The sequence below is a fragment of the Erwinia sp. OLFS4 genome (assembly GCF_002752165.1).
Classification (GTDB): Bacteria; Pseudomonadota; Gammaproteobacteria; order Enterobacterales; family Enterobacteriaceae; genus Izhakiella.
In genome coordinates, this window is sequence record NZ_MOMB01000079.1 from 1 (window position 1) to 12,645 (window position 12,645).

Genomic DNA, 12,645 nt, shown 5'->3' on the forward strand with positions numbered 1-12,645 from the left:
AGCATCTGACGGGCAAAATTTTCACCCAACGCATTGAACGTAATAACCTGACGCTCCGCACCCGCATTAAACGGTTGGCTCGTAAAACAATCTGCTTTTCGCGCTCAGTTGAGATCCACGAAAAAGTCATTGGAGCGTTTATCGAGAAACACATGTTCTACTAATTGGAGGCATCACCCGAAAATGAAACCATTTTTTACCTCATGCGCGGTTTCTCGGCGAAGGAAATCGCCCGACTACGTTCAAACACAATTAAAACTATCAACAACCGTATTCAGAATATTTTTCAGAAAGCCGAGGTTCACTCACTTAAGCAGTTAAAAGAATTTTGTCATGAGCATGGATTTTCAACTTATTTACCACCCAGGTTTTTAACCAAAGGCATCACCCTGATCAGATAAGGATGTTACTATGCTTACGGGCAACAATTATACTGTCAGTAGAGTGCCTGCTCAGTTCAGAATGCCTTTCTTTGGCCTGGCGCTTATTCATATGGGAATGCTTACCGCGCTGGACCAGTTTATGCTTGGCGCGGTACTGGGCCACTCCATGACCATCAGCAACGCTTTTATTGCTATCAGCGCCGGTAGCCTGCTGTTCTTTATTATCACCTTTGGACTGGGCTATGCCGGGATGCGGGAAGGCCTATCAGGCAGTATGCTTGCTCGCTGGTGTGGCTTTGGTCGTATTGGTTCCGCGCTGGTCGGTCTGCTGATTGCGGTCAGCCTTATGGGTTGGTTTGGCGTACAAAATGCCGTTTTTGCTCAATCGCTGAGTTTTTCGCTCGGCGGCATACTCAGTGCAAAGCAGGCGGCCGCATTATCCGGGATTTCGCTTACACTGCTGGTCGCCTGCGGTTTTCGTGCGCTGCGTTTTGCTGCCAGAATTGCCGTTCCCCTGTTCATCGTTAACATAATCTGGATAACCCTGATTGTGCTTAACAAAGATACACCGGTCCTGCCATCACCCGTTTTTCACCAGCCGTTGACTCTCGGTGCTGGCATTACGCTGGTCGTTGGCGGCGCCATCGTCGCCAGCCTGATTACGCCGGATATCACTCGTTATAGCCGAAGTGCCTCATCGGTACTATGGATGGTTTTACTGACTATTTTTCTTGGTGAATATCTGGTCAATGGTCTGGCGGTATTTCTGGCAATGCGGCTGAATACCGCCAATGTGGTAACCATTATGGCCCATGCATCCGCCGGAGTGGGTTTACTGGTGGTGGTCTTCTCTTCCGTCAGAGTTAATGACCTTAATCTTTATTCTTCTGCGTTGGGGGTGGCAAATTTTATTGATATTATCAGTGGTAAAAAGTCTTCTTACCCGGTTCTCACCATAATTATTGGCTTCTTTAGCACATTACTATCCGTGCTGGGTATTCTGGACCGCTTCGTCGATTTTCTTACGCTTTTGGGCATTTTTTTCCCGCCGGTAATTGGCGTAATGCTGACAGATTATTTCATTATTCGTACCCATCGCGCCGCACTGACTGCCTCCCGACAACAGGGAACCTTACCCGCTGAGACGCCGCTCATCGGACTTTGTGCCATCACGGCATCCATTGCCGGCGGCCTCGCGGGCTACGTTATTCCCGGTGGGGTGCCGGCATTAACCTCATTGCTGGTCGCCAGCGTGGCCTACCGCATTTTTAAATATGTGGCAGATCATCTGAATGTTATCAGAGCGCCCGCCTGGCGCGAGTAGAGCGTCGCGATGTGAAACAATAAATTACTACCACAAATCCAGCCGCAGGCTCAGGAAGCAAACAATGTCTGGCGATTGCAGAATCGCTGTCGTCGCCGGTAAGCATACACATCTTCAATATACCCCTGCCGCAAACGCTGCTGAATATGCTGCCACCAGTGTGGGTCAAACAGCTCAGGATGCAGTGTTTCAAGCAACCCTACCAGACGTTTATCCGCACATAGATAGTGACGAAACGTTTCCGGAAAAACATCGTCTGCCGCAACGCTATACCACGGCTCGGCACTGAGCTCGTCCTCCGGATAACGGGCGGCGGGAACCTGACGAAATTGCAGTCCGGTCATAGTACTGATTTCATCATAATCATAAAAAACCACGCGACCGTGACGAGTGACACCGAAGTTTTTAAACAGCATATCGCCGGGGAAAATATCGGCTGCTGCCAGTTGCTTAATGGCGTTGCCATACTCTTCTATGGCGTCATGACGCTGCCGATCGTCCGCCTGTTCCAGCCACAGGTTAAGCGGGATCATTTTTCGCTCAATATACAGATGATGAATGATTAACCAGCGCCCGCAGAAGCGCATTTTATCGGCAATATCACGCTGCATTAATGCCATCAGCTGCGGGCTGATACGCGAACGCTCAAGAGCAAAAAACTCAAATTCCTGAGTATCTGCCATGCGCCCAACGCGGTCGTGTTCTTTCACCTGTTGGTAACGCTCACGTACCTGCGCTTCAGTCACCTCTTTTTGCGGCGCAAAACGATCTTTAATCACCTTAAACACCCGATCAAAACCGGCTAAGGTAAATACCAGCATCACCATTCCCGGCACCCCAGGCGCCGGAATAAACGGGTCGTCGCTGCTGCTGAGATAACGCAGATACTCACGATGACTTTCGGTTTTACCATGCTTCTGGCAACCAATTGCCATATAAAGTTCGGCGGTGGTTTTGCCTGGTAAAATATCCCGCAGCCAGTCGACCAGTGCAGCGGGCTCCGGCGCATACACCATGAAATAAGCGCGGGCAAAACCAAACACAATGCTGGCCTCACGACGGCGTGTCAGGCAGGTATCAATGAACAGTTCCCCCTGCTCAGTACGATGAATCGGCAACAAAAAAACGAAACTGCCGGAGGCAAGATGCAGCTTCGCCACCAGCCAGGCCGCTTTGTTGCGGTAAAATAATTCGTTAAACACTTCCAGTCGCGCCTGGGCAAGCTCGTGGGCAGGGAAATTCTCCTGCAAATGGGCGTTAACACAGTCAATATCCCGTGCTTTATTCTGCCAGGGCAGACGCAAAGGTAAATCATCCACTATGCGACTCAGCATGGCCAGCAGATCCCCTCCGGCCTGCCAGCACTTGCTGAGCGGTCTGGACTGATTACAAAAACGCCGTTCCGGCTGTGAACTAAAAATAAACAGCCGATCATCGGTCATCGCCTGATGACCAAACAGGCGGCAGTATACGGAGTTATAAAAACTCTCGGCAATTTCAAACCGTGGATAATCAGGCAGCAGAGTGGTGTAAAGCTGCTTTACACGCTGCATCACCGTTTCATCCAGCCGTTGCTGCCGGGCAATGCATCGTAACTGGGTTGTCACCAACCCAACGTGGTGATCGTATAAATGAATACGGGATTTCATGGCCTGCTGGATCCCCTGCCAGTCAGCCTGTTCAAAGCGCTGTTGTGCACCGGCGGTGATTTCAAGAAAACGCCCATATTGTGCATCAAAGCCCTGCAGGATGGTTTGGGCAATAAGGAGATCAAAAGGTGGCATTCGCGATCCTCATTACACAGCAACCGATGCCTCCCGTTAACACCGGGAGGCATCACCGATCAAAACTGCTGTTCCTCCGTCGAGCCGGTTAAGGCAGTCACCGACGAGTGTCCTCCCTGAATAATGGTGGTGACACGGTCGAAATAACCAGTTCCCACTTCCTGCTGATGCGATGAGAACGTATATCCCTGGCGAATCGCCGCGAACTCAGGTTGCTGGACTTTCTCGACATAGTGTTTCATACCTTCACCCTGTGCATAGGCATGCGCCAGGTCGAACATGTTGAACCACATACTGTGAATGCCAGCAAGAGTAATAAATTGAAACACATAACCCATTTCCGCCAGGCGTTGCTGAAAGCTGGCAATAGTGGCGTCATCAAGATTTTTCTTCCAGTTAAAAGAAGGTGAGCAATTGTAGGCCAGCAATTTGCCGGGATATTGTGCATGAATGGCCTCGGCAAAACGCTGAGCCTGGGCCAGATCGGGTGTAGAGGTTTCACACCACAACACGTCAGCATAAGGGGCATAAGCCAGTCCCCGGGCGATCGCCTGCTCAATACCTGCATGCGTGCGGAAATAACCTTCGGCGGTGCGTTCACCGGTGAGAAAGGCGCCATCTCTCGGGTCACAGTCAGACGTCAGCAAATCAGCAGCATCAGCGTCAGTACGTGCAATCAGCACCGTCGCCACGCCCATGACATCGGCAGCCAGGCGGGCCGATACCAGTTTCTGAATGGCTTCCTGGGTGGGTACCAGCACTTTTCCTCCCATGTGACCACATTTTTTAGCCGCCGCCAGCTGATCTTCAAAATGTACCGCTGCTGCACCGGCATGAATCATCCCTTTCATCAGCTCAAATGCATTCAGTACTCCGCCGAATCCGGCTTCAGCATCTGCAACAATCGGCAGAAAATAATCAATATAACGCGGGTCGCCTGGCGCTATCTGATTTGCCCACTGGATTTGGTCTGCACGCAGAAAGCTGTTGTTAATTCTCGCCACCACCTCAGGTACCGAATTAGCCGGATACAGGGACTGGTCCGGATACATGCTGCCGGCGAGATTAGCGTCAGCAGCCACTTGCCAGCCGGAGAGATAAATCGCCTCAATACCCGCTTTAGCTTGCTGTAGCGCCTGGCCACCGGTTAATGCACCGAGGCTATTGATATAGCCTTTACTGGCATCGCCGTTGAGTAACTGCCAGAGTTTGTGGGCGCCCCTTTCAGCCAGCGTACAGGCGGGGGTCAGTGAACCACGCAGGGAGATGACCTGTTCAGCGCTGTAGGGACGGGTAATCCCCTGCCAGCGGATTTGCTGCCACTGCTCACTAAGCTGCTCAATCTGTTGATGACGTGGAGTCATAGTGGGTTCTCCTTATATCAGGCAAGTAAACGATAGCCAGGCAGAGTCAGAAAACTGACCAGTTCAGGCGCTGTGGTAATAGTTTCCATTAAACGAGAGGCTTCACCAAAACGCCCCTGACTAAAACGACATTCCCCCAGTTCCTGTTGCAGTACCTGAAGTTCTTCAGCCAGCATCTGCCGAAACAGATCGGCAGTGACGGTTTTACCGTTGCTCAACGTCTGACGATGGTGGATCCACTGCCAGATGGAAGTCCGCGAAATTTCCGCCGTCGCCGCGTCTTCCATCAGACCGTAAATGGGCACACAGCCGTTACCATTAAGCCAGGCCTCAATGTATTGCAACGCCACGCGAATATTGGCGCGCATACCCGCTTCTGTACGCATCCCTTCACAGGGCGCCAGCAGCATTGCTGCGGTAATGGTCTCATCCTCTTCACGGCTGACGTCCAGCTGGTTTAACCGATCGCCCAGTACCCGATTGAATACCGCCATTGCCGTTTGCGCCAGCCCGGGATGGGCGACCCATGTACCATCATGACCGTTATCTGCTTCGCGCTGCTTATCTGCGGTAACACGTTCGAGTACCACGCGGTTATGCTCGGAGTCTTTACTGGGGATCAACGCCGACATGCCGCCCATGGCAAAAGCTCCGCGCCGGTGGCAGGTGCGGATCAACAAACGTGAATAGGCATCAAGAAAACCTTTATCCATCGTCACTGACTGCCGATCCGGCAGGATTCGATCGGGGTAATTTTTCAGCGTCTTGATATAGCTGAAGATATAATCCCAGCGCCCGCAGTTAAGGCCGACAATGTGATCACGCAGATTCCACAGGATCTCATCCATCTGAAACACCGCCGGCAGAGTTTCAATCAGCAGTGTCGCTTTGATCGTTCCACGTGGCAGGGCAAAACGATCTTCGGCGTAGCTAAATACTTTGCTCCACCAGGCCGCTTCCTGCCATGACTCGGTTTTAGGCAAATAGAAATAAGGGCCACTGCCTTTTTCCAGCAGCTGATTAACGTTATGGTAAAAATAGAGGGCAAAATCGAACAGGCTTCCAGGCACCGGTTTGTCCTGCCATAAAACGTGTTTTTCCGGAAGATGCAGGCCACGGACGCGGCATATCAACACCGCAGGATTAGGTTTCAGCTGATAAATTTTACCGGTTTCACTGGTATAGCTGATAGTGCCATTTACCGCATCGCGCAGATTAATCTGCCCTTCAATGACCTTCTGCCAGCCAGGAGCAAGTGAGTCCTCAAAATCGGCCATGAATACGTCCACATCGGCATTGAGGGCGTTGATAATCATCTTGCGTTCAACCGGGCCGGTAATCTCTACGCGCCGACGCTTGAGATCGTCTGGAATACCGCGAATCTTCCAGTTATCCATCCTGATGGAAGCCGTTTCCTTATTGAAACCAGGCAGTTGTCCCGCATCAATGCGTTGCTGGGTTTGCTGACGTGCCGCCAGTAAGGCTTCACGTTCAGGCGCAAAACGCGCTACCAGCTCATGCAAAAAACCGACAGCCTGCTCCGTCAGAATTTGACGTTCAGCCTCGCCGGAAACCCGTAAAAATACCAGTTCATCATTGCTGATTGCTTGTTGCATTATCTTCCACTCCTCTGCCTGCCAAGAAGAAAAAGTTCTGAGTGCGTTTTATGATCAGCGGCGGTGGTCATGTCACTCTGGAATTTCAATCATAGCCATCAAATTTTCAAAATCAAAAACTATTTCCATTTTTATGGAAAATAAAAACAACTTACTGTTAAACAAGTAATTATTTATATATTTATTATCAATAATTAGTTTCTTTATTTTATTTATGGGATTTCAGGACATAAAAAAACCCGGCCGGAGCCGGGTCAGTCATCTATACTGGTTACTCTAGCGTCGGATTCATATGACGCAGATCGTAAGGCGTGATTTGGTAAACATAATAGTTTAACCAATTTGAAAACAGCAGGTTGCCATGACTGCGCCAGCTGGCGCGCGGCGTCAGCTCCGGGTTGTTCTGTGGAAAATAATGATGGGGCACTTGCGGGTTCAAGCCGGCTTCGCAATCGCGGTAATACTCGCCTGCCAGCGTCAACGCATCATATTCCGGATGGCCGGTAACAAAGGCCATACGTTTATCCCGCGTGGCCATTAAATAACAGCCGGCATCACCCGCTGCTTCAGCAAAAATCTCCAGATCGGTATATTCCCGGATCAATGAGGTGGGGAAATCTGCGTAGCGCGAATGCGGTGCAAGAAAGGTGTCATCAAAACCGCGTGTTAACAAGGCATGTGGATGAAGAATATGGTGTTCAAACACGCCGGCAAGCTTATTCTGCCGGGTTTGTTTGGGAATACCATAAAGAATATTCAGTGCCGCCTGAACCGCCCAGCAGACGAACAGCGTTGAAGTGACGTGCTGTTTCGCCCAGTTAATGACCCGCTCAATCTGCGGCCAGTAGGCAACATCGCTGAAATCAACCAGACCAAGCGGTGCGCCGGTGACAATCAAGCCATCGTAATTTTCCTGCTGAATATCCTCAAAATTACAGTAAAAAGTATTCAGGTGTTCAACAGGCGTATTGCGCGTTTCGCGATTATCAATGCGTAACAGCTGTATATCGAGCTGTAACGGGGAGTTAGACAGTAACCGAAGGAACTGGTTTTCTGTCTCTATTTTTTTCGGCATCAGGTTGAGCAAAAGCACCTTGAGCGGACGAATCTCCTGCGTCTTTGCGCGCGAGGAAGTCATGACAAACACGTTCTCATTACGCAAAAAACTTACCGCAGGTAACTCATCAGGGACTCTTATTGGCATCGTCAGACCGCCTCATTACAACCATTTACACGTTTAGACATCCAGACAGCCAAAGATAGTCATTTTACCCCCTTTTGTCGAGGTTTGATTCACTGGTTGAAAATCTTTCACCTGTTGCCGCAAGCGCAGTACAGATATCAATAAACGGCAGGATAAGCGCGTTGCCAGCGTGTCGCCATAACAGCCAGGTGCGGCTTTTGATCGTTTCGCCACCAACCCATACCGGCGTTCTGATCAGCTGTGCTGGCAGCGGCTGATAACTGGAAATAATCGCATAGCCCAGTCCGCGAGCGACCATTGCCAGACAAACTTCAAGCTTATCGACCTGCATGGCAATACGTGGCGGCAAGGTATAATTTGCCTTCCACCATCGGTCAATTAGCTGGGTAACATGGCCCCCGTGATTAAGGCGAATCTGCGGCAGCCACGGTAGCAATCCGGGATCAACTGGCTGATGACTGACCAGGTAATAATCGTCCTCTTCAATAAGCGCACTTCCCTCTTTCCAGCTGTAATTGTCTTTAACCACAGCAATATGTACCTCATCATGCTGCAGCTTAAGATACATCTCTTCGCTCAGGCCGCTGACCAGATTCACGTTAATCCCCGGATGTTGCGTTGTGAAACGCAACAGTAAATCCGGCAGGCGATAAGCTGCATAATTACTGGCAACCCCCAGCCTGAGCTCTCCCTGTTGTGGGCCACTAAGGCGCTGGAGCGTTTCCCGCAGCTGCTGGGCATCGTTGAGCATCTTTTCAGCATGCTGCGCCAGATAGCGCCCCTGAGTACTGGAGGTCAACGGCCGGCCCCCTTCTTCAAACAACTGGATACCCAGCTTGCGCTCAATCTGTTTCAGGCGGTAGCTCAGTGCCGGCTGTGAAGTAAACAATTGCTCTGCTGCCCGGGTAATATTCTGGTACTGCCAGACGGTACGAATAATCAACCAGTCTTTCTCGTTCATTGCGCCTCTTACATAAAAATTTTTTTGCGTTGAGCCAGACAGTCATAAAAAAGCTTAATTTAACATTGCTCAATAAAAAGCCTATACCTATATAAGTTATTTATTAACAATTAGTTATTTGCACCATCTCAGGGAGTTGTCATGTCAGAATGCACCATTGACGAACAAAAGCAAAAAATCATTTATGCTGTCGATAATCTCAGCACTGCCATGCGCACGCTGGCACTGCAAATTCATGCAGCACCGGAGCTGAGCTTTGCAGAACATCGCTCGGCGGCAGCGTTGATTGCGCCACTTGCTGCCGCCGGTTTTAGCATTGAAAGACCCCTTGCCGGCCTCGATACCGCCTTTCGTGCCCGCTGGCAGCAAGGAAATGGCGGTCCGACTATCGCATTATTAGCCGAATATGATGCGCTGGCGGAACTGGGCCATGCCTGCGGTCACAATCTGATTGGCACCGCTTCAGTCGCCGCCGCACTGGCACTCAGGCAGGCTGGCGTCAGCTTTAACGGTACGCTTGAAGTTATCGGCACGCCGGCCGAAGAAGAGGGCGGCGGTAAAATAATCATGGCCGGACAAGGTGTTTTTGCCGGGGTCGATGCGGTGATGATGTTCCACCCGCGGGAAAAAAATATGGTCACCCGAGGTGCGCTTGCCTGTGTGGACTTCGTGTTTAAATTTTACGGTAAAGCCGCGCATGCTGCCTCCGCTCCTCAACGAGGGATAAGTGCACTGGACGCGGTTATTCAGACCTTTGTCGGTGTGAATGCCCTGCGCCAGTTCTTTACTGATGATGTCCGGGTCCATGGCATTATCACTAATGGTGGTCAGGCGACCAATATTGTTCCGGCGTATGCCGAAGCCAAATTTCTGCTGCGCGCCGCTACGGTCAAAGGTTTGCAGGAGGTTCGCCGTAAAGTTCTGGCGGCGACTCAGGCCGCAGCAGAGATGAGCGGTGCACGACTGGAAATAGAAGAGGGTCTGACCTACGCCGAACGCAATAATAACCTGACTCTGGCGGCGGTCTTCGGGCAGAACTTGCAATTACTGGGTCAACTAGCAGAAGCCCCACCTGAGCAAGGCGGCGTCGGTTCATCCGATATTGGCAATGTCAGCCAGCTGACGGCCGCTATTCACCCCTATTTACGCATTGGTGATGTTTATCCCCATACGCCGGAATTTGCTCTGGCCGCTGCGTCGGAAAGTGGCCTGAACACGATGCTGATTGCCGCAAAAGCGTTAGCCATGAGCGCTTTTGACCTCTGCCATAGTGCCGCGACACTTCAGGCTGTCCGGCAAGAATTTACCCAGTGGAAATCCCACGCTGAATCCGGAGATGCCTGATGTTTACCCTTTCTCGTTTACTGATTGCTTGTCTGCTATTAACCGGCACCAGCCAGGCGCTGGCCGAAGAAACATTACGTGTTGCCGCCGATCTCGCTTATCCCCCTTTTCAGTTTCGTGACAATAATGGTCAGCCTGGCGGCTTCGAAATAGATATCACCCGGGCGGTCTGTAAAGCCATTAATGTGAAATGTGAATTTGTTGTCAGTAGCTTCGATGCCGAGATCCCTTCGTTGCTGGCCCGTAAAGTTGACTTTATTTCACCGCTTGGCGCAACGGAAAAACGACGTCAATCAATTGATTTTTCTAATTTTATTTTCCACATCCCCACCAAGCTGGTGGCCCGTAAAGACAGTGGATTACTGCCAACCGTGGCATCATTACGTGGCAAACAGATTGCGGTTCAGCAAGGCTCCATTCAGGAAATGTACGCAAATCAGTACTGGGCCCCCCAGGGAATTAATGTGATGCATTATGCTGATGCCGATGCCATTTATCAGGATCTTGCTGCCGGTCGCCTCGATGGCGCACTCAGTCCTGGCGTCGCGGTCACCTTTGGTTTTCTTAACAAGCCGGAAGGCAAAGATTTTGCGCTGGTCGGCCCCGAGGTGCGCGATGATAAACTGTTCAGTCTGGGTTCAGCATACGGTGTACGCAAAGGCAACAGCGTCCTGCTTAAAAGACTTAACGACGGCCTGACAAAGATCATGGCTGACGGGACATGGCAAAAAATCAAACAACATTATTTTGGCGATCTGGAAATGAAAGTTGCGCCTCAGGATCCTGCGCATGCAACACACTGAGTTGCGTAACCAGATGCAGGCATTGCTGGTACATTTTCAGCACCTTCATCGTCTGTCTGGTTCAGCGGATGCAGAACTGGCGGTTGACTGGCTAATTGCTCAACTTCAGCAAGCCGGACTCAAACCGCAACGTTTACGCTGCGAGCTGCTATTAAGCGATCCTGGTATGGCATCCCTGACGCTGAGCGACTTTCCTCACTGGCAACCGGCGGTAAAAATCCGTTCGTTTGCCGGCGACTGCCCCCAGGGTGTGCAAGCGCCACTTTATCATGATGTCGATTCATTGCAGCATCTCAGTGAACGCGAGCGTACCCGCTGGCAGAAAAGCGTACGTGGACGCATCGTGATTGCCGATCAGGGGTTTGAAGATTATGTCCAGCATCTGAATGCTGCCGGCGCCGCTGGCCTGATACATATCTGGGGATCTGCAGAACTTGCTTTGCACGAAGAGACGGTGGGGCCAATATGGGGCACACCGGTACCGGACGATGAGGTCCGTTATCCCGGCCTGCCGGTGGTGACCGTTAATCAGGCAGACGGCCAGCAATTGTTAAAATATTATCAGCAAAAAACGGGATTACAGGCACACCTCAGGACGCGCCTGCACAACCATGTTGCCAGCTGTTCTTTGCCGATCGTCGATATTCCCGGTAAAGAACAGGAATTTGTCCTGCTCTCAAGCCATTACGATTCCTGGCATCAGGGTGTCACTGATAATGCCACTGGTAATGCGCTTTGCCTGGCAATTGCACAATGGGCTATATCGCAACACAAGGGCCTGCGCCGCGGACTGCGTATTGCCTGGTGGCCAGGACACTCTAATGCCCGCTATGGCGGCTCAGCCTGGTACGCCGATCGCTATCGTGAGTCATTGCAGCAGCACTGCGTGGCACATATCAATGTGGATTCTCCAGGCTGTCAGGATGCTATTCAGATCCTGGTGAATACCAGCGGTGCTGAATCGGTAGATTTCCTCAATCAGACGGTACGGAAAGTGAGTGGATCCGCCATCAGACGCCTTGTTCCCTTGGGTAAAGGCGCCGATCAGTCCTTCTGGGGCTGTGGCATTCCTTTACACTTTGCCTTACGCGAACAACCTGAAATAAAAACCTCGCAATCGCCGGGTAGTGGTGGTGGCTGGTGGTGGCATACTGAGGAAGATACACTGGATAAAGTTGATATGGATATTCTCTGGCGTGATACCTGTATTCATATCGGCTGGTTATCACATTTGCTCAATGAGCAAAACCTGCCGCTTGATCCTGCAGCCTATCTGCACCAGTTACAAAACGAGCTGAAAAAATTACAGAATGACCTTGATGAGGCGTTTGATCTCACGGCGATAGCCCTCAAACTCAGACAAACACATCAGCGTTTACTGCAGGGGAAAATCACAGAAAAAGCCCGGCGGACCGCCGTGGGATTCTGGCACCGGGCGCGTTATAGCAGTTGTGATGATTTTCATTACGACCTGAGCTGGCATGGCGGCGCCTTTCCGGGATTGCAGCAGTTAGCCGGCCACCGGCGACCAGACACTTCCCCGGCTTTTTTCCTGATGCTGACAACCCAGTATTACCGACAGCGCGACAGGATACTGTCATTACTGGAGTCTGCATTACGCTCGTTGGATATCGACTAAAAACCGTCACTGACGACAGTTTATCGTCCGGACGAGTCTGGACAGCAGAAACAAAAAAGCCCCATGCTTGCGCACGGGGCTTGTTCGTTTTATTTAATGCCTGGCAGTTCCCTACTCTCGCATGGGGAGACCCCACACTACCATCGGCGCTACGGCGTTTCACTTCTGAGTTCGGCATGGGGTCAGGTGGGACCACCGCGCTAAAGCCGCCAGGCAAATTCTT

10 protein-coding genes and 1 rRNA gene are annotated in these 12,645 nt (G+C 51.1%); 5 read left to right on the forward strand and 6 right to left on the reverse strand.

Annotated features, from left to right (window positions below; all coding sequences use genetic code 11):
- Window positions 1-164, forward strand: a 164-nt coding sequence (locus tag BL249_RS18215) for an IS1 family transposase (RefSeq protein ID WP_241898819.1), incomplete at its 5' end; no start/stop codon positions are given.
- 247 nt (window positions 165-411) lie between these two features.
- On the forward strand, window positions 412-1,707 hold the full coding sequence (locus BL249_RS18225) for a cytosine permease (protein ID WP_099707611.1): 1,296 nt from the start codon (window positions 412-414) through the stop codon (window positions 1,705-1,707).
- 50 nt (window positions 1,708-1,757) lie between these two features.
- On the opposite strand, the gene aceK is transcribed toward BL249_RS18225, so the two are convergent.
- From aceK to BL249_RS18250, 5 genes are all read right to left on the reverse strand, one after another.
- A complete protein-coding gene (aceK, locus tag BL249_RS18230) occupies window positions 1,758-3,491 on the reverse strand; it encodes a bifunctional isocitrate dehydrogenase kinase/phosphatase (protein ID WP_099707612.1) in 1,734 nt (577 codons plus the stop codon).
- A 59-nt stretch (window positions 3,492-3,550) separates the two neighbouring features.
- Entirely contained in the window at window positions 3,551-4,855 is a 1,305-nt protein-coding gene (aceA, locus tag BL249_RS18235; protein WP_099707613.1) for an isocitrate lyase, read from the reverse strand.
- Window positions 4,856-4,872: 17 nt separating this feature from the next.
- The gene (aceB, locus tag BL249_RS18240; protein WP_446717726.1) at window positions 4,873-6,471 is read right to left on the reverse strand and encodes a malate synthase A; all 1,599 of its coding nucleotides are present in this window, start codon (window positions 6,469-6,471) and stop codon (window positions 4,873-4,875) included.
- Window positions 6,472-6,742: 271 nt separating this feature from the next.
- Entirely contained in the window at window positions 6,743-7,675 is a 933-nt protein-coding gene (gene metA / locus BL249_RS18245; protein ID WP_099707615.1) for a homoserine O-acetyltransferase MetA, read from the reverse strand.
- 64 nt (window positions 7,676-7,739) lie between these two features.
- Complete coding sequence (locus BL249_RS18250) at window positions 7,740-8,636, reverse strand: LysR family transcriptional regulator (RefSeq protein ID WP_099707616.1); 897 nt, start codon at window positions 8,634-8,636, stop codon at window positions 7,740-7,742.
- A 141-nt stretch (window positions 8,637-8,777) separates the two neighbouring features.
- Here BL249_RS18250 and BL249_RS18255 point away from each other — a divergent pair, with 141 nt between their 5' ends.
- Genes BL249_RS18255 through BL249_RS18265 form a run of 3 tightly spaced genes read left to right on the forward strand, consistent with a single transcriptional unit; the run spans window position 8,778 to window position 12,422 of the window.
- Window positions 8,778-9,980, forward strand: a complete 1,203-nt coding sequence (locus tag BL249_RS18255) for a M20 family metallopeptidase (RefSeq protein ID WP_099707617.1) — start codon at window positions 8,778-8,780, stop codon at window positions 9,978-9,980.
- The gene (locus tag BL249_RS18260) at window positions 9,980-10,783 is read left to right on the forward strand and encodes a transporter substrate-binding domain-containing protein (protein ID WP_099707618.1); all 804 of its coding nucleotides are present in this window, start codon (window positions 9,980-9,982) and stop codon (window positions 10,781-10,783) included. Before BL249_RS18255 ends, BL249_RS18260 begins: the two co-directional genes overlap by 1 nt.
- Window positions 10,770-12,422: a M28 family metallopeptidase gene (locus BL249_RS18265; protein ID WP_099707619.1), complete on the forward strand. Its 1,653-nt coding sequence runs from the start codon at window positions 10,770-10,772 to the stop codon at window positions 12,420-12,422. Before BL249_RS18260 ends, BL249_RS18265 begins: the two co-directional genes overlap by 14 nt.
- A gap of 98 nt (window positions 12,423-12,520) precedes the next feature.
- Here BL249_RS18265 and rrf read toward each other — a convergent pair.
- Window positions 12,521-12,636 (reverse strand): 5S ribosomal RNA (gene rrf / locus BL249_RS18270).
- Window positions 12,637-12,645 lie beyond the last annotated feature (9 nt).